Source organism: Pseudomonas sp. o96-267, assembly GCF_003935465.1.
GTDB lineage: Bacteria > Pseudomonadota > Gammaproteobacteria > Pseudomonadales > Pseudomonadaceae > Aquipseudomonas > Aquipseudomonas sediminis.
On sequence record NZ_RHQP01000005.1, the window covers coordinates 82909 to 107945 of the forward strand.

Genomic DNA, 25037 nt, shown 5'->3' on the forward strand with positions numbered 1-25037 from the left:
GTCGTTCCCATCGTGTTCGGGGTGGTGCTGGTGACGGTGATCTGCTATGGGCTGTTAGCCATGTTCTGGGCGCATTGAGCACTAATCACACCCAACTAAACCGGCGCCTTCGGGCGCCGTTTTCGTTAGAAATGCAAAGCGGGTGAAACCCGTCCTACGGGATCAGCGGTTCTGGTACTGGCGAAACAACCCTGGCGGAATGCCCGAGCTGTCGGTGTCCTTCCACGGCCCGCCAGCTTGCGACGACCAGCTCCAGCCGCCGTCCCAGCGATAGAACACACGCTCGCGGTAGTAGAGATCCCGCGCGCCTTCGACGACGTAGACACCCAAGCCCGGATTCCAGTGGCTCTTCACCCCAGGCGGCGGTGCGTAGCGCGGGTGCGATGGCTGCTGTACTGGTGGCAAGTCACCCACCGGCGCGCTCGGTTGCTGCAGTACGCAGCCACTCAGGCCGAGCCCGAGTGCGCAGGCCAGCGCCAGGCGCTTCACTGGGTCTGCCCGTCGCGGCTGTCGATCAGCAGCGCCTGAACGTCACGGGCGGTGTTGGAAACCGGGCCAGTCTGGCCGGTCCATTCGCCCTGGGTAGCGTTACCCGCGCGGGACACACGCGCCACCAGCTGTACCTGGTCGAATCGGGAAATCTTCAGTTCGGGCATCATTGCATCCACGTCGGAGAGGCTGATCTGCACCGGCAGGTCGGAGACCTTCAGGCGTTTGACTGCCAGCGGCATCGGCGGGCCGCTGAGTGCACGGGCGAAGACGAATACGGCATCGTCCGGCTGCACGTTCTGCTGCACCTCGGGCGACAGCGACACGCTGACCTCCAACGCATGCACCTTGGCACTCGGCGCGGCTGCCGCACTGGGCTGCTCGCCCTCGCCCATCTGCTGACGGGCGCGCTCGATACCACCGGCGATGGCCGCACGCGACGGGTCCTGCTCCGGCAGCACGGCGACCAGACGCTCCCAGTAACGCACGGCATCAGCATAGCGCTGGTTTTCATAGGCTGCGATACCAAGCAGGCCCAGGCTGGTGACCTCTTGCGGGTCGGCCTTCAGCGCTTCGTCGGTGAGCGCCTGCATCTGCTCGCTCCACTGCTTGCCTTCAGCGAAGTACAACGCCTGCGCCCACTGGCCGAGCAGTTCCGGGGCGCGCCCGGCAATCTCCACGGCACGCTCGAACGCCTTGGCGGCATCGCCAGCGCGCTCCTGCGCCATGTAGGTACGGCCGAGGAAGTACCAGGCCTCGGCGGAGTCTGGCTGCTGCTGGACAGTCTGCTCCAGGCGCGCAGTCATTTCCTCGATGCTCTGCGGCTGCGCAGCGGCCAGTTGGCGAGTCTGTACAACCTCATCGACCGCGCCCCAATGCAGGTACAGGGCCACGCCCAGCACAGGTACCAACAGCGCCGAAACCAGCGGAATCTTGCCGCCGAGCACGCTGCTGCGGCGCTGCACGCCTTCGGTGTCATCGAGCAGCTCGCGCGCCGCTTCGGCGCGGCCGGCCTCCATCTGCGCGTCATCGAGTACGCCAGCCTGACGCTGGTTTTCCAGCTCCTGCAGGCGCTCCTGATAGAGGGTGACGTTGAGTGCGGTACGGTCTTCTTCGGCCTGCAGCTTGCGAATACGCAGAACCGGAATCAGCAGAAACGCCAGGGCAGTCAGCAACAGCAGCCCGGCGGGCAACCAGAAATCGATCATCGGTCTTTCTTGTCCTGAGAGGCTTGTTCGAGCAACGCGGCTAGGCGCGCCTGCTCATCGGCGGAGAGGCCAGCGGCTGGGTGATTCTTCTGCTCGCTGCGGCGACGCAGAACGATCACTCCGAGCACACCGAACCCCAGTACCAGCAGGCCGGCCGGGCCATACCAAAGCAGCAGCGTGCGGCTGGTCAGCGGCGGTTTGTAGAGCACGAAATCGCCATAGCGCGAGACCAGAAAATCGATGATCTCGTCGTTGCTCTTGCCCGCTTCGAGCAAGCGGTAGATCTCGTTGCGCAGGTCCATGGCGATCGGCGCATCGGAATCGGCGATGTTCTGGTTCTGGCACTTCGGGCACCGCAGCTCTTCGACCAGGTTGCGATAACGCTGGCGTTCGGCCTCATTGGCGAACTCGAAGGTATCGATGGCGGCATGCGCGCTGGCCAACAGACCAAGCGCCAGACCGGCAGAAATCAACAGGCGCTTCATGGCTGTGCCTCGTCGACCAGTTGCTGGTAGATCGGCGCCAGCTGCTCGCGCCAGACGCGCTCGTCGATGGTGCCGACGAACTTGTGGCGAATGATGCCCTTGGCATCGACGAAGAAGGTCTCCGGCGCGCCGTACACGCCCAGGTCCAGCCCCAGGCTGCCCTTGGCATCTTCGATATTGAGCTGATAGGGGTTATGCAGGTCGCGCAGCCACTTCTGCGCCGGCTCGCGCTGATCCTTGTAGTTGACCCCGTGGATCACCACGCCGGCCTCGGCCAGCTTGTTCAGCACCGGATGCTCATGACGGCAGGCCGGGCACCAGGTCGCCCACACGTTGACCAGCGCAGGCCGGCCCTTGATGTCGGCCTCGCTAAGGGTGCGCTCAGGATCGTCCAGCGACGGCAGGCTGAAAGCCGGGAACGGCTTGCCGATCAACGCCGAGGGCAACTCCGAGGGGTCGAGAAACAAGCCGCGATAGAGAAATACGGCAATCGCCAGAAAGGCCAGCAGCGGCAACAGCAGGAGCAGGCGTCTCATGCACTGGCCTCCTGCATGCCAAGGGCTTCGCGCACGCGGGTTCTGACCTTGATCCGGTAGCGCTTGTCGGCCGCGGCGAGGAAGCCACCGAAGCCCATCAGCAACGCACCCAGCCAGATCCAGCGGACGAACGGCTTGATGTGAATGCGTACGGCCCAGGCGCCCTGCTCCAGTGGCTCGCCGAGGGCGACGAACAGGTCGCGAGTGAAGCCAGCATCGATGCCCGCCTCGGTCATGGTCGCCTGCTGCACGGTGTACAGACGCTTCTCCGGGTGCAGCACCTTGATCTGCCGCTCGCCATCGAACACACGCACCGTGCCTTTATCGGAAATGAAGTTGGGCCCTTCGTGATGCACCGCACCCTCGAACTGGAAGCGATAGCCGGCCAGCTCCACGGAATCACCCGGCGCCATACGCAGATCGCGCTCGTAGCTGCCAAGGCTGGTGAGCACCACGCCCAGGGCGCACACAGCGAAACCCAGGTGCGCCATCTGCATGCCCCAGTAGCTGCGGCTCAGGCTCGGCAGCCCCTTGATCAGACCCTTGTGGCGCGTCTTGTCGAGGATGTCACGCACGCCAGCGAGGATTACCCAGAAGGCCAGCAGGCAGACGGCCAGTACAGCCCAGTGGAAATCGCCATGCAAGAAGGTGGCGATGACCGCCAGGACCACACTGGCCACCAGTACCGGCGCCAGCATGCTGCCCAGCCATTTCAGCGGGGTATCCTTCCAGCGCACCAGCACGCCGACGCTGATCACCGCCATCAGCAGTGCCCTCAGCGGCAGGAACAACGCGTTGAAGTAAGGCGGGCCAACCGACAGCTTGGCGCCGGTCAGCGCGTCGAGCACCAGCGGGTAGAGCGTGCCGAGCAGGATCATCGCGGCCGACACTACCAGCACGATGTTGTTGACCAGCAGCAGCGTCTCACGCGACCACAGGCCGAAGCCAACCTGGCTCTTGACCACCGGTGCGCGCACGGCGAACAACGCCAGCGAACCGCCCACCACCACCAGCAGGAAAGCGAGGATGAACACGCCGCGCTCCGGATCGGTGGCAAAGGCGTGCACCGAAGTCAGCACGCCGGAACGTACCAGGAAGGTACCCAGCAGGCTCAGGGAGAAGGCGGCGATGGCCAGCAGCACGGTCCAGCTCTTGAACACCCCGCGCTTCTCGGTCACGGCGAGGGAATGAATCAATGCGGTGCCCACCAACCAGGGCATGAAGGACGCGTTCTCTACCGGGTCCCAGAACCACCAGCCACCCCAGCCAAGCTCGTAGTAGGCCCACCAGGAGCCCAGGGCGATACCGATGCCGAGGAAGGCCCAGGCGATGATGGTCCAAGGACGCGACCAGCGCGCCCAGGCGGCGTCCAGCTTGCCGCCGAGCAAGGCGGCGATGGCGAAAGCGAAAGCCACCGAGAAACCGACATAGCCCATGTACAGCATCGGCGGATGCACGATCAGGCCGAAGTCCTGCAGCAGCGGGTTGAGGTCGCGGCCATCCGCCGGCGAGTTCGGCAGCAGGCGCTCGAAGGGGTTGGAGGTAACGATCAGGAACAGCAGGAAGCCGACACTGATCATGCCCATCACCGCCAGCACGCGTGCAAGCATTTCTTCCGGCAGGTGGCGCGAGAAGATCGCCACGGCGAAGGTCCAGCCCGCCAGGATCAAGGCCCACAGCAGCAAGGAGCCTTCGTGTGCGCCCCATACCGCGCTGAACTTGTAGTACCAGGGCAGCGCGCTGTTGGAGTTGTTGGCCACGTAGGCGACGGAAAAATCGTCGACCATGAAGGCATAGGTCAGGCAGATGAAGGAAAACAGCAAAAAGGCGAACTGACCCCAGGCAGCCGGCTGCGCCAGGCTCATCCACTGGTGGTCACCACGCCAGGCACCGATCAGCGGCAGCGTCGCCTGTACCAGACACAGGCACAGCGCCAGAATCATCGCCAGATGGCCGAGCTCGGGGATCATTGTGCACTCTCCTGCTGATAGCCCTGTTTGGCGGCTTTGGCCTCATTGTGCTTCTGCATCATTCCGCTCTTTTCCAGCGCCTGCATGACTTCAGGCGGCATGTAATTCTCGTCGTGCTTGGCCAGCACCTCGTCAGCTACCAGCACGCCTTGTTCGTTGACCCGGCCCAGGGCGACGATGCCCTGCCCTTCACGGAACAGATCCGGGAGGATGCCGTGGTAGCGAATGGTCACGCCATGAGCGCCGTCGGTGACGACGAAGTCGACTTCCAGGGTATCCGCGGAACGCTTGACCGAGCCCTCTTCCACCAGGCCGCCGGCACGGATGCGGGTAGCGACCGGCGCCTCGCCATTGGCGATCTGGCTCGGGGTGTAGAACAGGTTGATGTTCTCCTGCAGCGCGGTCAGCGCCAGCGCGACGGCGATGCTGACGCCGCAGAGGATGGCCAGAACGATATACAGGCGTTTCTTGCGAACCGGATTCACTTCGACTTCTCCCGGCGCAAACGGCGCGCCTCGTCTTGCAGGTAACGGCGGCGTGCCAGGATCGGCAGCACCACATTCAACGCCAGGATCGCCAGGCTGATGCCGTAGGCGCTCCAGACGTAGGGGCCATGGGTGCCCATGGCGAGGAATTCGGAAAAGGACGAAAAGCTCATGCCTTGCCCTCCACAAGTGCCTGTACTTCGGCTTTCACCCAGCTGCTGCGCGCTTCGCGCTTGAGCACTTCCAGGCGCATGCGATAGAGCAGCACGGCACCGAAGAAACAGTAGAAACCCAACACCGCCAGCAGCAGCGGCAGCCACATTTCCACCGGCATCGCCGGCTTTTCGGTGATCTTGAAAGTGGCAGTCTGGTGCAGCGAGTTCCACCACTCCACCGAGTACTTGATGATCGGGATGTTGACCACACCGACGATGGCCAGCACGGCGCAGGCCTTGGCGGCGCTGTCGCGATTGCTGATGGCGTTGCCCAGGGCGATGACGCCGAAGTAGAGGAACAGCAGGATCAGCATCGAGGTCAGGCGTGCATCCCAGACCCAATAGGTGCCCCAGGTCGGTTTGCCCCAGATGGCGCCGGTAAGCAGCGCAATAGCGGTCATCCAGGCACCGATGGGGGCAGCCTGTTGCACGGCGACGTCGGCCAGCTTCATCTTCCAGACCAGGCCGACCAGGCCAGCAACAGCCAGGGTCACGTAGATGGACTGAGCGAGAAAGGCGGCAGGAACGTGGATGTAGATGATGCGAAAGCTGTTGCCCTGCTGGTAATCCGGCGGCGCGAACGCCAGGCCCCAGATCAGGCCAGCGGCGATCAGCAACACGGCAGCGATGCTGAGCCAGGGAAGCCAGCGGCCACTCATCTCATAGAACCACTTGGGCGAACCCCATTTGTGAAACCACGTCCAGTTCATGCTCGACTCATTATTCAGGCCTGATCCGGCGGTTGCCCGGTTCAGAGGTCAATCACGGTTCGTTGTTATTCGCCGACGCTGATGGTCAGACCGGCGGCAATCGCAAAAGGTGTCAGGGTCACCGCCAATGCAGTGAGGCTGGCCAGCCATAACAGATGGCCGGTCGCCGGCAGTCCTTGCAGGGCCGCCTGCAACGCCCCGCTGCCAAGAATCAGCACCGGGATGTACAGCGGCAGAATCAACAGCGCCAGCAGCAGACCGCCGCGCTTGAGACCGACGGTGAGCGCCGCGCCCACCGCACCGAGCAAGCTCAGCACCGGGGTGCCGAGCAGCAGGGAAATCAGCAGCACCGGCAGACAACGCCCAGGCAAGCCGAGCATCAGCGCCAGCAAGGGCGCCAGCAGCACCAGCGCCAACCCACTGAACAGCCAGTGTGCCAGCACCTTGGCCAACACCAGAAGAGGCAGGGGGTGCGACGAAAGGACCCACTGTTCGAGCGAGCCGTCCTCGAAATCACTGCGGAAAAGCCCGTCCAACGAGAGCAGCACGGCCAAAAGCGCCGCGACCCAGACCAGGCCAGGGGAAAGGGTTTGCAACAATTGCGTTTCTGGTCCCACCGCCAGCGGGAACAGCGCGATGACGATGGCGAAGAACACCAGCGGGTTGGCCAGATCGGACGGGCGGCGAGCGAGCAGACGCATTTCGCGCGACAGCAGCTGTGTGAAAACGTTGCTCATGCGGCGTACTGCCCCAGATCCAGGTCGCGATAGGTCACCGGTGTGCGTTGCAGACTGTGGTGAGTGGTCAGCACCACGACGCCACCACGTTCGCAATGGCCGGCCAGGTGCGCTTCGAGTTGCGCCACACCACTCTTGTCCAGCGCGGTGAACGGCTCATCGAGCACCCACAACGGGGGTGTATCGGCCAGATAAAGACGGGCCAGCGCGACACGGCGCTGTTGGCCGGCCGACAGGGTATGACAGGGAACGTCCTCGAAACCGCGCAGGCCGACCGCTTCCAGCGCCTGCCAGATCGCCTCGCGACTGGCCGGGCGATGCAGCGCGCAGAGCCAGGCCAGGTTCTCTTCGGCGCTCAGCAGGCCCTTGATGCCGGCGGCATGGCCAATCCATAACAGGTTGCGCGCCAACTCGCTACGCTGCTCGGCCAGGGCCAGGCCCTGCAGGAGAATGTCACCGGAGGTCGGCTGACGCAGGCCGGCGATCAACCGTAGCAAGCTGGTCTTGCCGCTGCCGTTGGGGCCGCTGATCTGCAACATGTCGCCCGGCTGCAGGGCGAAGTGCAACTGCTCGAAGAGCATGCGCCAGTCCCGCTCACAGCTGAGCGCCACGGCTTCGAGAAGGGGAACGGGACGGGTCATCGATACCTGGCAGGGTTAAAGTCGACGGTGCTCCGGCCGCTATACTGACGCGTGCCGGAACTACTATGCGCAGCGGGGCGGCATTATACATGGCGCGTCACTGTCCCCGCAGTCAGCATTTTCGACAGGGTGTTAATCTGTGGCAGGCAAATCAGCCGTAGGCTGTACTCGTGAAGCAGTACGCCATCAGATACGTGAGAGCCCATGAGCGAAATCAGCAGCCCACGCCCACTTCCCCCTTCCGTGCCAGTGATTCGCAACACTGCGACGGCGGCAGACATGGCCGTGCGCCTGTTGCAGCCACTGGAAGGCATGCTGGCGGCCGGCGAAAGCGCCAAGGCCGAAATCGTGGCGATTCGCGAACAAGCGCAAAGCTTCCAGCTGCTGCTCAAACTGACCCTCGCAGGCGGCAAGCAGGCGACTCTGCAAGCCGAGAGCCCCAGGCCGCTGGCTCAGGGCAGCGCGCTGGTGGTCACCGCACTGTCCGAGACTCGCCTGGCGCTGGCCTTGCAGGCTGGCGGTGACAAGCCGCTGACCAGCCTCGACCTGCAGCAACTGCCCCCCGGTACGCTGGTGCAGGGCAAGGTCGTCAGCAACGCCCCACTGCCGACACAGAATGCGCAGACGATCTATCGCCTGGTGGTCAACCTGCTCAACACTCCGCTAGCGGGCAACAAGCTGGCCATCGACAGCCCCTTGAATCTGCCGCTCGGCAGCCTGCTCAGCGCGCAGGTACAAGGCAGCCAGAGCCTCGCCTTTCTGCCGCTCAGCGGCCGCCTCGATCAGTTGGTGCTGGGCCAGCAACTGGCCGCCCAGCAGAATCGCCAGGCGTCACTGGAGGGCTTGTTCAAGGGCCTGCAGAACCTGAGCGGTGGCGATGAGGCGCTGCGCGGCAGTATCGACAAGCTGCTTGCCGGCCTCCCCGATAGCACCCAGCTGAGTACCGCCAAAGGCCTCGCGCAGGCACTCGAAGGCAGCGGTGTGCTGCTCGAAGCCAAACTGCTGCAGGGCCAGACCGGCTCATTGCCGCAGGACCTGAAAGCCAACCTGCTGCGCCTGATCGCCCAGCTGATGCCGCAGTTGCCAGGAGTCTCCGGCCCCCTTGCGGGCCTGCAGAACGCCCTCAACCAGAACTTGCCCAACCTGGCTCGGCAACTGCTCGGGGCAGGCGCTGCCGGCTCAGCACGCCAACAGGCGCTGACCTTTCCCCTGCCCTCGCGCTTGCTGCAGAACATGGATGGCGAAGCCGATCTGGAAACCTTGCTGAAGCTCGCCGCTGCAGCCGTCTCACGGCTGCAGACCCATCAGCTATCGAGCCTGGCGCAAACCCAGGTGGATGCCAACGGCAACCTGCTGACCACCTGGCAGCTGGAGCTGCCCATGCGCCACCAGCAGGAAGTGATTCCACTGCAGATCAAACTGCAGCGCGAAGACAGTGGCAAGGCGGAGAAAGCGGAACAGAAGGAAATGCTCTGGCGCGTGGAACTGGCCTTCGACCTCGATCATCTTGGCCCGCTGCAGGTTCGCGCCCAACTACTGCGCGGCAGCCTCTCCAGCCAACTGTGGGCCGAACGCGCCGATACCGCATCGCTGATCACCGCAGAGCTGGGCAACCTGCGTGAGCGCCTGCTAGCCGCAGGACTGGAGGTTGGCGAACTGGCCTGCAGCCAGGGCATGCCACCGCAAGGACCGAAAACCTCGCTGGAACAACGCTGGGTAGATGAAACCGCATGAGCCGCAAGCCGCAACCTGAAGCGCGTCAGGCCATCGCCCTCAATTATGACGGGCAAAGCGCACCGATACTCAGCGCCAAGGGTGATGACGAACTGGCCGAAGCCATCCTCGCCATCGCTCGCGAATACGAAGTACCGATCTATGAAAATGCCGAGTTGGTGCGTCTGCTGGCGCGCCTCGAACTGGGCGCCGCCATTCCTGACGCGCTGTATCGCTGCATTGCCGAGATCATCGCCTTCGCCTGGCACCTGCAAGGCAAGGCACCGGAGGGTTTCACTCCGACACAGGAAAGCGAGCGCGACGTCACCCCGCCACTCCCCCGCCTGAGTGGGCCGAGTGCCGATTAACGGGAAACCACCAGAACGCGTTGAGTGACCGGCAGAAAGAGCTTCGCGGCCGCAGCGCTTAGGCTTTCTTGGGTCGATGCAGCCGGCTGATCAGCTCGGCCTCGGCCGTACTGAGGCCGCAGGACTGGGTGAGATCGTCGACGCTGGCGCCCATGCCAACCAGGCGAGCGGCCTGGGTGAAGGACAGACTGTTGGGATCGCGCTGCTCGATCTGGCTGACCTTGTCCGGCAGTGGCGCCACCACACGGCGCAGCTCATGCAGCTCTTCGCCCATGCGAATGCTGCCGGTCAGGTAGGCGTCGAGACGTTTACTCAGCTCCCTGATCCGCGCATCGCGCACGGCGTCACGCTTGGCCTGTTCGTCCAGCAGGCGTTGCTGGTTGCGGTACAGGCCTTTGCAGACGATGCCCAGGGCCACGCATAGCAGCGCCACGAAGGCCAGGGCCGCGGCAAGCATGGCGAATTCGGACATGGCTCAGATGCTCTCCAGCTCCGACCACTCTTCCTCGGACATCATCTTGTCCAGCTCGACCAGAATCAGCAGTTCGCCGTTCTTATTGCACACGCCCTGAATGAACTTGGCCGACTCATCGTTGCCGACGTTCGGTGCAGTCTCGATCTCGGACTGACGCAGGTAGACCACTTCGGCCACGCTATCGACCAGGATGCCGACCACTTGCTTGTCCGCTTCGATGATGACGATGCGGGTATTGTCGGTGACCGGCGCCGAACCCAGGCCGAAACGCTGGCGGGTATCGATCACGGTGACCACATTGCCGCGCAGGTTGATGATGCCCAGCACGTAGCTCGGCGCACCCGGGACCGGAGCGATCTCGGTGTAACGCAGGACTTCCTGCACCTGCATCACGTTGATGCCGTAGGTCTCGTTGTCCAGGCGAAAGGTCACCCACTGCAGAATCGGATCTTCGGCACCTTGTGCAGAACTTTTCTTCATGTCCCTAGCCTCGTCAAAAACCGCTCAGTGCGGCATGCGCGGGTCGACCCGCTTGTCATCAACTATAGAGCCCGTTGGCACAGGCCCACCAATTCTCAATGCAGTTTTCCGCCATTCAGGCGCTTCGCCCCACCGCTGGCGATCAGTTCAGCCAATGCCGCCACGTCGAGCAGCGCGCACATGTGTTCGATCACCGTGCCAGCCAACCAGGGACGCTGGGTACGCTGGCTGCGCCACTTGACCTCGCTCGGGTCCAGGCGAATCGAACGGCTGACCTGATGCACCGACAGCCCCCACTCGTAGCCCTGCACCGAAATCACGTACTGCAGACCCTCGCGGAAGTCCTCGCGATAACGGTCTGGCATCACCCAACGGGCGGTATCCAGTACCTTCAGGTTACCGGCCTGGCTCGGCAGGATGCCGAGAAACCAATCCGGCTGACCAAACAGCGGAGTCAGCTCCTGGCCTTCGAGCGGATAGATCGAGCCCAGGCAAATCAGCGGCACGGCCAGGGTCAACCCGGCAACGTCGAACAGCAGGCATTCGAACGGCTCCTCGGCCCAGGCAGGACGACCATCGGCCAGGAGCGCTGCCGGCTGCGGCGCCAGCTCGGCAGCGGGAGCAACTACCGGCGGCGCCTCATCGATGACCGGAGCCTGTATCGGCGCGAGTAACTCAACCGGCGCAACGTCCGCCTGTACCTGCGGCTCGATCACGCTAGCGAGTACTACCGGCTCAACCAACCGCGCATCGCGCACTTGCTCCTCGAGCACTGCAGCCTTGAACTCGTCGAGGCTGACGGACATCTCCAGTTCGGCGGCAGCTTCCTGCAGCAGCCCATCGAGGTAGGACTGCAGAGCCAGCTGGGAACGCGTAGCGGTGGCGAGGTTACGACTCATGACTGGAACCCGGAATAAGATCTTGACAGCCTATCGGCCGCGGCATGCTCAGACTTGAGTGTCGCAGTTCAACACAGACGCTCATTTCAAGCCACCTGCGCCGCCGGCTGATGACTCAACAGATGCTTGAGCAGCGCACGATAGGCGATCACCCCACGGCTGCCGGCATCGAACTGCGAGGGCGTGCGCCCTGCCCGGCTGGCATCACGCAAGCGCGTGTCGACCGGAATGTAAGCCGGCCACAGGTGCTCAGGGTAAGTATTGCGCAGTACCCGCAGCGTACTCATGGACGCCTGGGTGCGGCGGTCGAACAGCGTCGGCACGATGGTGTAAGGCAAGGCCTGCTTGCGCGAACGATTGATCATCGCCAGCGTGGTGATCATGCGCTCCAGACCTTTCACCGCGAGGAACTCGGTCTGCACCGGAATCACCAGTTGCTGGCTGGCTGCCAGGGCATTGACCATCAGCACGCCGAGCAAGGGCGGGCTGTCGATGATGGCGTGATCGAAATCTTCCCACAGCTGCGCCAGGCTCTTGGCGATCACCAGACCCAGGCCATTCTGCCCTGGCGACTGGCGCTCGAGCGTGGCCAGCGCGGTGCTCGACGGCAACAGGGAGATATTCTCGTGACTGGTGCTGTGCAGCAGTTGCTTGGGCAGGCCCTGCGGCACGTTGCCCTGATGCAGGAACAGATCGAAGCAACTGTGCTCCAGCGCATCGGGATCATGACCGAAGTAACTGGTCATCGACCCATGCGGATCGAGATCGACCACGACCACACGCTTGCCGGCATCGGCCAACAGGCCTGCCAGGGCGATGGAGGTGGTGGTCTTGCCGACCCCGCCCTTTTGGTTGGCTACTGCCCAAACTTTCATTTTCTCTCATCCTCCCGGCAAGAGGCGCTCAGGCCGAGAATGGCTGTCGCACGCACACAGCAGGCGACTGGGATTTGACGGCTCACGACTGTGGAACCCCCGACGCAGACGCTGGTGCAGGTTGCGTGCCAGCCTCTGACTGCTGAGTCGCGGCACTGCCAGCGCCACGTCGCGTGTCGAGGTTGCGCGAAATCACCAGCACGACGCGGCGATTACGTCCCCTGCCCTCGGCAGTGGCATTGTCCGCCACCGGTTGGAATTCACCGTAACCGACGGCTGCCAGACGTGAAGGGTTGACGCCATCCATGGCCAGCATACGCACGATGCTCGCCGCACGCGCCGAAGACAACTCCCAGTTGGTCGGGTACAGGGCGGTCTGGATCGGCAGGTTGTCGGTGAACCCCTCCACCTTAACCGGATTCTGATAGGGCGCCAGAATCTTGGCGACCTTCTCGATGATGTCGAACGCCTGATTGTTCGGAATGGCATCACCACTGGGAAACAACAGACTGGAGCTGAGCTCGATCTCGATCCACATCTCGTTGCCGCGCACGGTCAACTGCTCACTCTGGATCAGCTCGCCAAATGCCTCGCGCACGCTGGAGGCGATGTTCTGCAGGGTCGAATCCGAGCTGGGGTCGTCCATCGAGGTGTTATCAGGCTCGCTGGTGCGCGGCCGCTCCTCGCCGACCGGAATCGGCTTGATCGAGCGATCAGGCTGGTTGAATACACCGGTCAGTGACTCCGAGAGGATCTTGTACTTGCCTTCGTTGATCGAGGAAATCGAGTACATCACCACGAAAAAGGCGAACAGCAAGGTGATGAAGTCGGCATAGGAGACCAGCCAACGCTCGTGATTCTCGTGCTCTTCATGATGCCGCCTGCGCGCCATGCCATACCTCCATCAGTCCATGAAGCCTTGCAGCTTCAGTTCGATGGAACGCGGGTTCTCACCCTCGGCGATGGACAGGATGCCTTCGAGGAGCATCTCGCGGTAACGCGACTGGCGCAGCGCGATGGACTTGAGCTTGTTGCCCATCGGTAGCAGCAGCAGGTTGGCAAAACCGACACCGTAGATGGTGGCGACGAACGCCACGGCAATGCCACTGCCGAGCATGCTGGGATCAGCCAGGTTGCCCATCACATGGATCAGGCCCATTACCGCGCCGATGATGCCAATGGTCGGTGCATAGCCGCCCATGCTCTCGAACACCTTGGCGGCCTGGATATCGCGCGCCTCCTGAGTGTAGAGATCAACTTCCAGAATGCTGCGAATGGATTCCGGCTCGGCGCCGTCGACCAGTAACTGCAGGCCCTTGCGCGCATAGGGGTCAGGCTCGGCATCAGCCACCGCTTCCAGACCGAGCAGGCCTTCCTTGCGCGCCACCATGCTCCACCCGGTCACACGATTGATGCCGCCGACCAGATCGATGCGTGGCGGGAAGAAGATCCAGCGCATGATGCTCATGGCACGCTTGAACACCTGCACCGGTGCCTGCAGAAAGGCCGCGCCCAATGTCCCGCCGATGACGATCAGCGCCGCCGGACCGTTGAGCAGGGCCCCAGCATGGCCGCCTTCGAGATAATTGCCGCCCAGAATGGCAACGAATGCCAGAATGACGCCAATAAGGCTCAGTACATCCATGCGCATGTTTCCGATTTAGCGTCCGTCACTGGCAGGCCTCGGTCAGGTGCCGGCCGATGTCATCCAGGCCGTAGACCGCATCCGCCAGATTGGCTTTGACCACGGCCATGGGCATGCCATAGATCACGCAACTGGCCTCGTCCTGAGCCCACACCTGGCTGCCGCCCTGCTTGAGCAGGCGCGCGCCCTCACGACCGTCGGCGCCCATGCCGGTCAGCACCACGGCCAGTACCTTGTCGCCATAGGACTTGGCGGCAGAGCCAAAGGTGATATCGACACAGGGTTTGTAGTTGAGGCGTTCGTCCCCCGGCAGGATTCTTATCGCACCGCGCGCATCGACCATCATCTGCTTGCCACCAGGAGCCAGCAATGCAAGGCCTGGGCGCAGGATATCGCCGTCCTCGGCTTCCTTGACCTGAATGCGGCACAGCTTGTCCAGGCGCTCGGCGAACGCCTTGGTGAAGGCTGCCGGCATGTGCTGGATCAGAACCAGCGGCGCCGGAAAATTGGCCGGAAGCTGGGTCAACACGCGCTGCAGCGCCACCGGGCCACCGGTCGAGGTGCCGATGGCCACCAGCTTGTAGGCCTTGCGCTTGGGCGCAGGCGATGCGGAGGCAGCGCCACCGGTCGCTGACACTGGTCGCGCTGGAACCGCAGGGGCCGGGGCAGGTCGCGCCGAAACGGCTGGACGAGTTGTCGGCGCCGCACTAAGACTAGCCGCAGTCGGCGCCGGAGCCACTGCGGCCGAACTGAAACGGCGATTGCTGCGAGCGATGCTGTGCACCTTCTCGCACAGCATCTGCTTGACCTTTTCGGGGTTGCGCGAGATGTCTTCGAAGTTCTTCGGCAGGAAATCCACCGCACCCGCATCCAGCGCATCGAGCGTGACGCGGGCGCCTTCATGCGTCAGCGAGGAGAACATCAGCACCGGTGTCGGACAGCGCTGCATGATGTTCCGCACTGCGGTGATGCCGTCCATCATCGGCATCTCGTAATCCATGGTGATCACGTCGGGCTTGAGCGCCAACGCCTGATCGATGGCTTCCCGTCCATTGGTGGCCGTGCCCACGACCTGAATACTGGGGTCAGCAGACAGAATTTCCGACACGCGCCGACGGAAGAAACCGGAGTCGTCCACCACCAAGACCTTGACTGCCATACACACTCCTAGACGGCGTGGACGTCAGGTCCACGCCGCGAAACATCAGAAACGTCGAGCGTAGCGCTTGAGCATGCTCGGTACGTCGAGAATCAACGCGATGCGTCCGTCGCCCGTGATCGTGGCACCGGACATTCCGGGCGTGCCTTGCAGCATCTTGCCCAGTGGCTTGATGACCACTTCTTCCTGGCCGACCAGTTGATCGACGACAAAGCCGATGCGCTGACTGCCAACGGTGAGAATCACCACATGGCCTTCGCGCTGGCCTTCATGGAAGGCCTGTGGGACCAACCAGCGCTTGAGATAAAACAGTGGCAGCGCCTTGTCGCGCACGATCACCACTTCCTGACCATCGACCACATTGGTGCGCGACAGGTCGAGATGGAAGATCTCGTTGACGTTGACCAGCGGGAAAGCGAAGGCCTGGTTCTCCAGCATCACCATCAGCGTCGGCATGATCGCCAGGGTCAGCGGCACCTTGATGATGATTTTCGAGCCCTGCCCCTTCTGCGAGAACACGTTGACCGTGCCATTGAGCTGGGAAATCTTGGTCTTCACCACGTCCATGCCGACACCGCGGCCGGACACGTCGGAAATCTCGGTCTTGGTCGAGAAGCCCGGGGCGAAGATCAGGTTGTAGCATTCGAACTCGTTGAGGCGATCAGCTGCGTCCTTGTCCAGCAGGCCCTTCTCCACAGCCTTGGCGCGCAGCACATCGGCGTCCATACCCTTGCCGTCATCGGTGATCGACAACAGGATGTGGTCACCCTCCTGCTCGGCGGACAGCACAACGCGACCAGCGCGTGCCTTGCCGCTCTTCTCGCGCTCTTCCGGGGTTTCCACGCCGTGGTCCACGGCGTTGCGCACCAAGTGCACCAGCGGGTCGGCCAGCGCCTCGACCAGGTTCTTGTCGAGGTCGGTTTCCTCGCCCACCAGCTCGAGGTTGATCTCTTTCTTCAGGTTGCGCGCCAGATCGCGAACCAGGCGCGGGAAGCGGCCGAAGACCTTCTTGATCGGCTGCATGCGGGTCTTCATCACCGAGGTCTGCAGATCCGCGGTGACCACGTCGAGGTTCGACACCGCCTTGGACATGGCCTCGTCGCCGCTGTTGAGCCCAAGGCGAACCAGGCGGTTACGCACCAGAACCAGCTCACCGACCATGTTCATGATCTCGTCGAGCCGTGCGGTGTCGACCCGCACGGTGGTTTCCGCTTCGCTGGCTGGGGCCTTCTCAGCCGCAGCAGGGGCTGGCGCCGGCGCCGCGGCACGCGGTGCGGCAGCTTCAGCCTTGGCCGCAGCTGGCTTGGCTGCTGGTGCAGCGGCCTTGGGCGCGGCGGGCGGTTTCTCAGCAACTACAGGGGCCGGCTCGCTTGGCGGGACGAACTTGCCCTTGCCGTGCAACTGATCGAGCAAGGACTCGAACTCGTCGTCGGTAATCTCGTCACTTCCCGGTGCAGGCGCTGCAGCAACAGCGGCTACAGGCGGCGCAGCTTCGGCTGCGCCGGAGAACTGGCCCTTGCCATGCAGCTGATCGAGCAGCGCTTCGAATTCATCGTCGGTTATGTCGTCACCTGCCGCGGCGGCAGCCGGCGCAGAGACCACGGCACTGGCAACAGCAGGCGGTTCGACCGCGCCGGAGAACTGCCCTTTGCCGTGCAACTGGGCGAGCAACGACTCGAATTCGTCATCGGTGATTTCGTCACTGGCAGCGCTCTCTGCACTCGGAGCGCCTGCTGGCGCATCACCCAGCGCATTGAGCAGCTGCTCGAATTCGCTGTCGGTGATGTCTCCGGAAGCAACGGACGGAGCGACCGCCTGGGGTTCTGGCTCCGGCTCGGGTTCGGGCTCCGGCTGCTGAATTGCCGCAGGGGCCGCCTCGCCGCCGCCCGGCTCTGCCAGACGCGACAGGGCTGCCAGAAGCTCAGGCGATGCGGGCGTCGGCTCACGCCGCTCACGCACTTCGCCGAACATACCATTGACTGCATCAAGAGCCTCGAGCACCACATCCATCAGCTCCGAATCGACGCGACGCTCACCCTTGCGCAGGATGTCGAAGACGTTTTCGGCGATATGGCAGCACTCCACCAACTCATTGAGCTGGAGGAAGCCCGCTCCGCCCTTGACGGTATGGAAACCGCGAAAGATGGCATTGAGCAGGTTCATGTCGTCCGGTCGGCTTTCCAGCTCGACTAACTGTTCGGACAACTGTTCGAGAATCTCGCCGGCCTCTACCAGGAAATCCTGGAGGATCTCTTCATCGGCGCCGAAGCTCATATTGTGTGCTCCTTAGAACCCTAGACTGGACAGCAGGTCGTCGACATCGTCCTGGCTGGAGGCAACGTCATCACGCTTATCGGCATGAATCTGCGGACCTTCACCCCGCGATGGTTCTTTTAATTTTTCCTGTTCGGCGCGCAGCACGTCGTGGTTGTGCTGAATGCCGGCAAAACGGTCGACCTGGCTGGCCATGAGCATCAGCTTGAGCAGGTTGCTTTCCACTTCGGTCACCAGTTGGGTGACACGCTTGATCACCTGGCCGGTGAGGTCCTGGTAGTCCTGCGCCAACAGAATGTCGTTGAGATGACCGGAGAGCTTGGCGCCATCTCGCTCGCTACGGGCGAGGAACAGCTCGACACGCTTGGCCAGCTCACGAAAGCCATCGGCACCGATTTCGCGGCGCATGAAACGACCCCACTCGACGCTCAGGCTTTGCGCTTCATCGCTCAGGTCGTTGACCAGCGGCGCGCTCTGCTCGACCAGATCCATGGTCCGGTTGGCAGCCTTTTCGGTCATGGTCACGACGTAGTTCAGGCGTTCGGTAGCGTCGGCGATCTGCGACAGTTCCTGCGCATGCGGCATACGCGGATCGAGCTGAAAATTGACAATGGCGTTGTGCAGTTCACGGGTCAGTTTGCCGACCTCGTGATACAGCCCGCGATCACGGACCTTGTTGAGCTCGTTGATCAGTTGCACCGCAGCGCCGAAGTTGCCTTGTTCAAGGCTATCGACCAGATCGCGGGCGTTGTTTTTCAGGGTCGACTCGAGGTCACCCAGCGTGGAGTCATCGTGTTCCATAGCACCCTCGCGGCTGGCATCAGCCGTTGACTCGCTCGAAGATCTTCTCGATCTTTTCCTTCAGCACCTGAGCGGTGAAGGGTTTGACCACGTAACCATTCACACCGGCCTGAGCCGCCTCGATGATCTGATCGCGTTTGGCTTCAGCAGTCACCATCAGCACCGGCAGGTGCTTGAGACGCTCGTCGGCACGCACGGCACGTAGCAGGTCGATGCCAGTCATTCCGGGCATGTTCCAGTCGGTCACCAGAAAGTCGAAGCTGCCGCTTTGCAGCATCGGCAGCGCCGAGGTGCCGTCATCGGCTTCTGCGGTATTGGTGAAACCCAAGTCCCGCAAGAGGTTCTTGATGATCCGTCGCATCGTCGAGAAATCGTCAACGATGAGGATTTTCATGTTCTTGTCCAAGTCGACCTCCGTACAGTCCCAAACGTATTGCGCTTGCAACTACGTCCTTTAATCGTGAAACCGTTTGCGCCTGCGAGCACGCCACGTTCAGCCAGCGCGCCATTCACTCAGCCGCGAGCGCAAACGCGCCGCGCACTGGCTGTGCAACTGGCTCACGCGTGACTCGCTAACCCCCAGCACTTCACCGATTTCCTTCAAGTTCAGTTCTTCATCGTAATACAGCGCCAGCACCAGACGTTCACGCTCCGGCAAACCGGCGATGGCATCGGCCAAAGCCGCCTGGAAGCGTTCGTCTTCGAGGTCCCGCGAAGGTTCGAGGTGGTTGTGCCCGGCGTCTTCGTGCAACCCGCCGTGCTCGCCGTCCTGCAACAGGTCGTCGAAACTGAACAGGCGGCTGCCCAAAGTGTCGCCAAGAATGCCGTAGTAATCCTCCAGACTCAATTGGAGTTCGGCCGCAACCTCGTGATCTTTAGCGTCACGCCCGGTTCTTGCCTCAACCACACGAATGGCGTCGCTGACCATGCGGCTGTTGCGGTGCACCGAACGCGGCGCCCAATCACCCTTGCGCACCTCATCGAGCATGGACCCGCGAATGCGGATACCGGCGAAAGTCTCGAAACTGGCGCCCTTGCTGGAGTCGTATTTGCGCGAGGCTTCGAGCAAACCGATCATGCCGGCCTGGATCAGATCATCGACCTGCACGCTGGCCGGTAGACGGGCCAACAGGTGGTAGGCGATGCGTTTGACCAGCGGCGCATAGCGCTCGATCAGTTGGTGCTGGGAGTCCTGCGCCTGAGCCTTGTTGTACATACGAAGTCCAGAGGCTGCTGTCATACGGCCGAGTCTGCGGTCGGTTGTTGCACCAGACGCTCGACGAAAAACTCCAGATGACCACGGGGATTGGCCGGTAACGGCCAGGTATCTACCTTCTGAGCTATCGCCTTGAACGCCAGGGCGCACTTGGAGCGAGGGAAGGCTTCATAGACAGCGCGCTGTTTCTGCACGGCCTTGCGCACACATTCGTCGTAGGGCACGGCACCGACATACTGCAGGGCGACATCGAGGAAACGATCCGTCACCTTGGTCAGCTTAGCAAAGAGATTGCGTCCTTCCTGCGGGCTGTGGGCCATATTGGCCAGCACGCGGAAGCGGCTGATGCCATGGTCACGGTTGAGCAGCTTGATCAGCGCGTAGGCGTCGGTAATCGAGGTCGGCTCATCGCAGACCACCACGAGGATCTCCTGCGCGGCACGCACGAAGCTGACCACCGCATCACCGATGCCTGCGGCGGTGTCGATCACCAGCACGTCAAGATTTTCGCTGATGTCGCTGAATGCCTGGATCAAACCGGCGTGCTGCATCGGCGTGAGGCTGACCATGCTCTGCGTACCGGACGCCGCCGGCACGATACGCACGCCACCCGGCCCCTGCAGCAGGACGTCACGCAGATCGCATTCACCCGCGATGACATCGGCCAGGGTGCGTTTGGGCGTCAGGCCCAACAGAACGTCGACGTTGGCCAAGCCAAGGTCAGCGTCCATCAGCATCACCCGACGGCCGAGATCGGCCAGGGCCATGGACAGATTGACCGATACATTGGTCTTGCCGACGCCACCCTTGCCGCCAGTCACCGCAATCACCTGTACGGGATGCATACCCATGTTCTTTCTACACCTTGTCTAACTTCGACTTGGCCCTACAGGTCGTTGAAATAACCTGTTGGGGCCGCTCACTCCCGCACCACGTGGCGAGAGGGTGCAACATTCTCGCAGCTTCAGCCGGCCCGCTTGGCCGGGTTGTGATAGAGGCCGGCGAACATCTGCGCCATGGCATCTTCACTCGGTTCCTCGGCAGCCTGCAGGCCCACCGCCCGGCTGACCAACTGATGACTGCGTGGCACCTGCAGATCATCCGGAATCCGCGGCCCATCCGTCACATAGGCTACCGGCAGTTGCTGGCCTATAGCCAGGCCTAAAACCTCGCCCAGGCTCGCCGCTTCGTCCAGCTTCGTCAGTATGCAGCCAGAAAGGCCACAACGCTTGTAACTATGGTAGGCCGCCTTGAGCACTTGGCTCTGACTTGTTGCGGCCAATACCAGATAATTCTTCGCCTTGATGCGTGCCGAGGCCAGACTTTCCAACTGCAGACGCAACGCCGGATCGTTACCCGGCAGGCCAGCGGTATCGACCAGCACCACGCGCTTCTTGGCCAGCGGTGCCAGCGTCTGCAACAGGGACTGGCCCGGATCGATCTGGGTCACCGACACACCGAGGATGCGCCCCAGGGTCTTGAGCTGTTCCTGCGCGCCAATACGGAAGCTGTCCATGCTCACCAGAGCGACCTGCTGCGCGCCGTACTTAAGCACATAACGCGCAGCCAGCTTGGCCAGCGTAGTGGTCTTGCCCATGCCGGCCGGACCGACCAGGGCGATCACGCCCCCCTCTTCCAGCGGCTCGACCTTGGGCGTAGCGATCGCATGGGCCAGATGTGCCAGCAGCATACGCCAAGCCTGACGCGGTTCGGCAACGCCGGCCACCTTGCTCAGCAGCGCCTGCGACAGTTCGGCGGACAACCCCATACGCTGCAGGCGGCGCCACAGATTGGCTTGCTGCGGACGACGATTCTGCAGTTGTCCCCAGGCGATCGACCCCAGTTGCACCTCAATCAGCTCACGCAGGCCGTGCAACTCGAAACGCATGGCCTCCAGGGCACGGGGATCGACCGCAGGCGCGGCAGGTGCGGCAACGTCTAGCGGGCGCTGCGGCTTGACCGGAGTTGCCGGCAGCTCGGGCGCCAACAACGACTCGTTGGCGAACAGTTGGCGATCCTTGCCGGCATCCTGTACTGCACGCGTGCTCAGCTCGGCCTGGGCACTGGCAATGCGTGCCTGGGTCTTGCGCAGCTCGGCTTCCAGCGCCGGGTTAGGGCGCACGGGTGCCGGCACCTGATAATCCAGCGCAGCAGTCAGCTCGACGCCACCGGCAACGCGGCGATTGCCGATGATCGCGGCATCAGCGCCCAGTTCGTCACGCACCAGTTTCATGGCGGTCCGCATATCGACAGCGAAGAAGCGTTTGACCTGCATGACCCTTTACCTCAGTTCTGGCCGACCGTAGCGACTATGGTGACCTGCTTGTTGTCCGGAATTTCCTGGTAGGCCAGCACATGCATGCTGGGTACCGCCAGCCGCGCGAAGCGCGACAGCATCGCCCGGACGGGCCCGGCCACCAGCAGAATCACCGGCTTGCCGAGCATTTCCTGGCGCTGCGCCGCTTCCACCAGGGAACGCTGCAGCTTCTCGGCCATGCCAGGTTCGAGGAGGATGCCATCCTCGCTGCCCTGACCGGCCTTCTGCAGACTATTCAGCAATATCTGTTCCAACCTTGGTTCCAGGGTGATCACAGGCAGCTCCGGCTCTAGTCCCACGATGCTTTGCACGATTGCGCGGGCCAGCGACACCCGCACGGCGGCGACCATGGTGGCGGGATCTTGACTCTTCGGTGCGACGTTGGCGATGGCTTCGGCGATGGTACGGATGTCGCGTACCGGTACCTGCTCCTGCAACAGCGCCTGCAGCACCTTGAGCAGCGTCGACAGCGACACCAGGCCTGGCACCAGCTCTTCGGCCAGCTTCGGCGAACTCTTGGCCAGCAACTGCATGAGTTGCTGCACTTCCTCATGCCCGAGCAGCTCGTGGGCATGCTTGTGCAGGATCTGGTTGAGGTGAGTGGCGACCACCGTGCTGGCATCGACCACCGTGTAGCCGAGCGATTGCGCCTGATCGCGCTGAGTGGGGTCGATCCACACGGCCTCCAGACCGAATGCCGGATCCTTGGCGGCGATGCCGTTGAGCGGACCGAACACCTGACCGGGGTTGATCGCCAATTCACGATCCGGATACACCTCGGCCTCGGCCACGCTGACACCCATCAGCGTCAGGCGATAAGCGTTGGGCGCCAAGTCGAGGTTGTCGCGGATATGCACCGAGGGCATGAGAAAACCCATTTCCTGCGACAGCTTCTTGCGCACGCCCTTGATCCGCGCGAGCAGTTGACCACCCTGGTTGCGGTCCACCAGAGGAATCAGGCGATAGCCTACCTCCAGGCCGACCATGTCCACCGGAGTGACATCGTCCCAGCCCAGTTCCTTGACCTCCTGAGCCTTCTGCGCCGGCAGCAGCTCCTGCTGGCGCTGCACCTCCTTGACCTCTTCTTCCTTGACCTTGCGGTTCTTGTGCGCGATCCAGTAGGCGCCACCGGCCGCCACCAGACCAAGGCTGATGAAGGAAAAGTGCGGCATACCCGGCACCAGCCCCATGGCAATGAGGATCGCCGCCGCCACCGCCAGCGCCCGCGGTGACGCGAACATCTGCCGATTGACCTGCGCACCCATGTCTTCGGAGCTGGAAACACGGGTCACCATCACCGCCGCGGCGGTGGACAGCAGCAGCGAAGGAATCTGCGCAACCAGGCCATCACCGATGGTCAGCAGGGTGTAGACCTTACCGGCGTCGGCGAAGGCCAGGCTGTGCTGCAGCACGCCGATGGCGATACCACCAATGAGGTTGATGAACAGGATCAGCAGGCCAGCGATGGCATCGCCACGGACGAACTTGCTGGCACCGTCCATCGAACCGTAGAAGTCTGCCTCCTGGGCCACCTCGCTGCGGCGTTTCTTGGCTTCATTCTGATCGATCAGGCCGGCGTTGAGGTCGGCGTCGATAGCCATCTGCTTGCCTGGCATGGCGTCGAGGGTGAAGCGAGCGCTCACCTCGGAGATACGCCCGGCGCCCTTGGTGACCACCACGAAGTTGATGATCATGAGGATGGCGAATACCACGATACCAACCACGTAGTTGCCGCCGATCACCACCTCACCGAAAGCCTGGATCACCTGACCAGCCGCGCCATGCCCTTCGTGACCATTGAGCAGCACCACACGGGTCGAAGCCACGTTAAGCGCCAGACGAAGCAGCGTGGCGGCCAGCAGGATGGTGGGGAATACAGCGAAATCCAGCGGGCGCAGCGCGTAGATACTGACCAGCAACACGACGATGGACAGCGCGATACTGAAGGTGAACAGGGTATCGAGCAGAAACGGCGGGACCGGCAGCATGACCATGCCGAGCATGACCAGCAGCAGCAGCGGAATGCCCAGGTTGCCATGGCGCAAACCTGCAAGGTTGCTGCGTACGTCACCGATTAACTGTGCGCGATCTACTGCCACGTCCCTACCCCAAGCCATTCAATCTTTTGACGCGAAAGTGCGTCCTAGAGAGGTCATGGCAAGAAGCGTTCCAGAAGTGACACGACAGCGCACTACACGCCCTAAGAGTCGCGGCGTAGATCCGCCGGAATCGGGAAGTCCGGCAGCGGGCCTGGGCGCTTGCCCTTGCCGGCCTGGTACTGACGAAGCTGATAGACGTAGGCCAGCACTTGAGCCACGGCCAGATACAGGCCAGCAGGAATTTCCTGGTCCAGCTCGGTGGAGTAATACACCGCACGGGCCAATGCCGGGGACTCCAGCACCATCACCTTGTGCTCCTGGGCGATCTCGCGAATCTTCAGCGCCAGGAAGTCGCCGCCCTTTGCCAGCAGCACCGGTGCGCTCCCCTTCTCCGGGTCGTACTTGAGCGCTACGGCGAAGTGCGTCGGGTTGGTGATGACCACGTCAGCCTGCGGCACGGCTTGCATCATCCGCCGTTCGGCCATCTCACGCTGCAGTTGACGAATACGTCCTTTCACTTCGGGCTTGCCCTCAGTGTCCTTGTACTCGTCGCGCACCTCCTGCTTGGTCATCATCAGCTTCTGCTTGTGACTCCATAGCTGGAACGGCACATCCACCGCGGCGATCAGGATAAGCCCGCAGGACAGCCAGAACGCGCTCCAGCCGACAACCTTCAGGCTATGCAGAATGGCGGGCTCGACGGGCTCGTTGGCAATGGCCAGCAGATCGTCCTGGTCCACCGAAAGCACTACCAGCGCTACCGCGAGGATTACCAGAAACTTGGCCAGCGCCTTGAGCAACTCGACCAACGCCTGAACCGAAAACATGCGCTTGAGACCCGCCAATGGGTTCATCCGACTGGCTTTGGGTTGCAGCGCCTCGGCAGAGAACAACCACCCCCCCAGCGCGATGGGACCAGCGATGGAGGCGATCAACAGCGCAATGAAAAAGGGTTGCACCGCCAGCAATGCCTGCTTGCCCGAAGCCAGCAGATAAAGCGCCATGCTGCGCTCGCTCATCAGAACATCGCGCGGCAAACTGAAATTGCCGCGCATCACATCCATCAACACATTGCCCATGTAGGCGCCGAAAATGATCAGGGCGACAGTGCCGGTGAGCGTCACCGCCAGCGTGTTGAGTTCCTTGGACCGAGCGATCTGGCCTTTCTTGCGCGACTCTTCAAGTCGCTTGCCTGTGGGTTCCTCGCTCTTGTCAGCGCCGCTCTCGCTTTCGGCCATCG

27 protein-coding genes are annotated in these 25037 nt (G+C 62.7%); 2 read left to right on the forward strand and 25 right to left on the reverse strand.

Annotated elements, in window-relative coordinates; genetic code table 11:
• Positions 1 to 162: 162 nt before the first annotated feature.
• From EGJ86_RS04795 to ccmA, 10 genes are all read right to left on the reverse strand, one after another.
• Entirely contained in the window at positions 163 to 489 is a 327-nt protein-coding gene (locus EGJ86_RS04795) for a hypothetical protein (protein ID WP_106734324.1), read from the reverse strand.
• Positions 486 to 1697 carry a c-type cytochrome biogenesis protein CcmI gene (gene ccmI / locus EGJ86_RS04800; RefSeq protein WP_125834256.1) on the reverse strand — a complete coding sequence of 404 codons (1212 nt, stop codon included), beginning with the start codon at positions 1695 to 1697 and terminating at the stop codon, positions 486 to 488. Before ccmI ends, EGJ86_RS04795 begins: the two co-directional genes overlap by 4 nt.
• Positions 1694 to 2182, reverse strand: a complete 489-nt coding sequence (locus EGJ86_RS04805) for a cytochrome c-type biogenesis protein (RefSeq protein WP_125834257.1) — start codon at positions 2180 to 2182, stop codon at positions 1694 to 1696. The genes ccmI and EGJ86_RS04805 overlap by 4 nt, the downstream gene beginning before the upstream one ends.
• Positions 2179 to 2718 (reverse strand): DsbE family thiol:disulfide interchange protein, encoded by a 540-nt coding sequence (locus EGJ86_RS04810; protein WP_106734321.1) that lies wholly within the window; start codon positions 2716 to 2718, stop codon positions 2179 to 2181. Before EGJ86_RS04810 ends, EGJ86_RS04805 begins: the two co-directional genes overlap by 4 nt.
• The gene (locus EGJ86_RS04815; RefSeq protein WP_125834258.1) at positions 2715 to 4688 is read right to left on the reverse strand and encodes a heme lyase CcmF/NrfE family subunit; all 1974 of its coding nucleotides are present in this window, start codon (positions 4686 to 4688) and stop codon (positions 2715 to 2717) included. The genes EGJ86_RS04810 and EGJ86_RS04815 overlap by 4 nt, the downstream gene beginning before the upstream one ends.
• Entirely contained in the window at positions 4685 to 5173 is a 489-nt protein-coding gene (gene ccmE, locus EGJ86_RS04820; RefSeq protein ID WP_125834259.1) for a cytochrome c maturation protein CcmE, read from the reverse strand. The genes EGJ86_RS04815 and ccmE overlap by 4 nt, the downstream gene beginning before the upstream one ends.
• A complete protein-coding gene (gene ccmD / locus EGJ86_RS04825) occupies positions 5170 to 5346 on the reverse strand; it encodes a heme exporter protein CcmD (RefSeq protein WP_079783423.1) in 177 nt (58 codons plus the stop codon). Before ccmD ends, ccmE begins: the two co-directional genes overlap by 4 nt.
• Positions 5343 to 6098 carry a heme ABC transporter permease gene (locus EGJ86_RS04830; protein WP_079783422.1) on the reverse strand — a complete coding sequence of 252 codons (756 nt, stop codon included), beginning with the start codon at positions 6096 to 6098 and terminating at the stop codon, positions 5343 to 5345. Before EGJ86_RS04830 ends, ccmD begins: the two co-directional genes overlap by 4 nt.
• Before the next feature lie 65 nt (positions 6099 to 6163).
• Entirely contained in the window at positions 6164 to 6835 is a 672-nt protein-coding gene (gene ccmB, locus EGJ86_RS04835) for a heme exporter protein CcmB (RefSeq protein WP_037002833.1), read from the reverse strand.
• Positions 6832 to 7476: a cytochrome c biogenesis heme-transporting ATPase CcmA gene (ccmA, locus tag EGJ86_RS04840; RefSeq protein ID WP_125834260.1), complete on the reverse strand. Its 645-nt coding sequence runs from the start codon at positions 7474 to 7476 to the stop codon at positions 6832 to 6834. The genes ccmB and ccmA overlap by 4 nt, the downstream gene beginning before the upstream one ends.
• A 204-nt stretch (positions 7477 to 7680) precedes the next feature.
• On the opposite strand from ccmA, the gene EGJ86_RS04845 reads away from it, so the two are divergent.
• Positions 7681 to 9210, forward strand: a complete 1530-nt coding sequence (locus EGJ86_RS04845; RefSeq protein ID WP_125834261.1) for a flagellar hook-length control protein FliK — start codon at positions 7681 to 7683, stop codon at positions 9208 to 9210.
• Positions 9207 to 9557 (forward strand): EscU/YscU/HrcU family type III secretion system export apparatus switch protein, encoded by a 351-nt coding sequence (locus EGJ86_RS04850; RefSeq protein WP_125834262.1) that lies wholly within the window; start codon positions 9207 to 9209, stop codon positions 9555 to 9557. Before EGJ86_RS04845 ends, EGJ86_RS04850 begins: the two co-directional genes overlap by 4 nt.
• Positions 9558 to 9615: 58 nt before the next feature.
• Here EGJ86_RS04850 and EGJ86_RS04855 read toward each other — a convergent pair whose 3' ends face one another.
• From EGJ86_RS04855 to flhB, 15 genes are all read right to left on the reverse strand, one after another.
• Positions 9616 to 10029: a DUF2802 domain-containing protein gene (locus tag EGJ86_RS04855; protein ID WP_099523112.1), complete on the reverse strand. Its 414-nt coding sequence runs from the start codon at positions 10027 to 10029 to the stop codon at positions 9616 to 9618.
• A 3-nt stretch (positions 10030 to 10032) separates the two neighbouring features.
• Positions 10033 to 10512, reverse strand: coding sequence for a chemotaxis protein CheW (locus EGJ86_RS04860; protein WP_003243242.1), 480 nt, complete (start codon positions 10510 to 10512; stop codon positions 10033 to 10035).
• Positions 10513 to 10607: 95 nt separating this feature from the next.
• Positions 10608 to 11411: a CheW domain-containing protein gene (locus tag EGJ86_RS04865; RefSeq protein ID WP_125834263.1), complete on the reverse strand. Its 804-nt coding sequence runs from the start codon at positions 11409 to 11411 to the stop codon at positions 10608 to 10610.
• Between the two features lie 86 nt (positions 11412 to 11497).
• Positions 11498 to 12286 (reverse strand): ParA family protein, encoded by a 789-nt coding sequence (locus tag EGJ86_RS04870; protein ID WP_099523114.1) that lies wholly within the window; start codon positions 12284 to 12286, stop codon positions 11498 to 11500.
• 82 nt (positions 12287 to 12368) lie between these two features.
• A complete protein-coding gene (gene motD / locus EGJ86_RS04875) occupies positions 12369 to 13178 on the reverse strand; it encodes a flagellar motor protein MotD (RefSeq protein WP_125834264.1) in 810 nt (269 codons plus the stop codon).
• 12 nt (positions 13179 to 13190) lie between these two features.
• Positions 13191 to 13931 carry a flagellar motor protein gene (locus tag EGJ86_RS04880; protein WP_075748382.1) on the reverse strand — a complete coding sequence of 247 codons (741 nt, stop codon included), beginning with the start codon at positions 13929 to 13931 and terminating at the stop codon, positions 13191 to 13193.
• Positions 13932 to 13956: 25 nt separating this feature from the next.
• Positions 13957 to 15090 (reverse strand): chemotaxis response regulator protein-glutamate methylesterase, encoded by a 1134-nt coding sequence (locus EGJ86_RS04885; RefSeq protein ID WP_125834265.1) that lies wholly within the window; start codon positions 15088 to 15090, stop codon positions 13957 to 13959.
• 45 nt (positions 15091 to 15135) lie between these two features.
• A complete protein-coding gene (locus tag EGJ86_RS04890; protein ID WP_125834266.1) occupies positions 15136 to 17364 on the reverse strand; it encodes a chemotaxis protein CheA in 2229 nt (742 codons plus the stop codon).
• A 12-nt stretch (positions 17365 to 17376) separates the two neighbouring features.
• Complete coding sequence (locus tag EGJ86_RS04895; protein WP_125834267.1) at positions 17377 to 18165, reverse strand: protein phosphatase CheZ; 789 nt, start codon at positions 18163 to 18165, stop codon at positions 17377 to 17379.
• A 19-nt stretch (positions 18166 to 18184) separates the two neighbouring features.
• Positions 18185 to 18559: a chemotaxis response regulator CheY gene (locus tag EGJ86_RS04900; protein ID WP_169968482.1), complete on the reverse strand. Its 375-nt coding sequence runs from the start codon at positions 18557 to 18559 to the stop codon at positions 18185 to 18187.
• 99 nt (positions 18560 to 18658) lie between these two features.
• Positions 18659 to 19405 carry an RNA polymerase sigma factor FliA gene (gene fliA / locus EGJ86_RS04905; RefSeq protein WP_166432387.1) on the reverse strand — a complete coding sequence of 249 codons (747 nt, stop codon included), beginning with the start codon at positions 19403 to 19405 and terminating at the stop codon, positions 18659 to 18661.
• Positions 19402 to 20232, reverse strand: a complete 831-nt coding sequence (gene fleN / locus EGJ86_RS04910) for a flagellar synthesis regulator FleN (RefSeq protein WP_162843938.1) — start codon at positions 20230 to 20232, stop codon at positions 19402 to 19404. Before fleN ends, fliA begins: the two co-directional genes overlap by 4 nt.
• 113 nt (positions 20233 to 20345) lie before the next feature.
• Positions 20346 to 21656 carry a flagellar biosynthesis protein FlhF gene (flhF, locus tag EGJ86_RS04915; protein ID WP_125834268.1) on the reverse strand — a complete coding sequence of 437 codons (1311 nt, stop codon included), beginning with the start codon at positions 21654 to 21656 and terminating at the stop codon, positions 20346 to 20348.
• A gap of 11 nt (positions 21657 to 21667) precedes the next feature.
• Positions 21668 to 23815, reverse strand: coding sequence for a flagellar biosynthesis protein FlhA (gene flhA / locus EGJ86_RS04920; RefSeq protein ID WP_125834269.1), 2148 nt, complete (start codon positions 23813 to 23815; stop codon positions 21668 to 21670).
• Between the two features lie 83 nt (positions 23816 to 23898).
• Positions 23899 to 25035 (reverse strand): flagellar biosynthesis protein FlhB, encoded by a 1137-nt coding sequence (gene flhB, locus EGJ86_RS04925; protein ID WP_125834270.1) that lies wholly within the window; start codon positions 25033 to 25035, stop codon positions 23899 to 23901.
• Between the last annotated feature and the right edge of the window lie 2 nt (positions 25036 to 25037).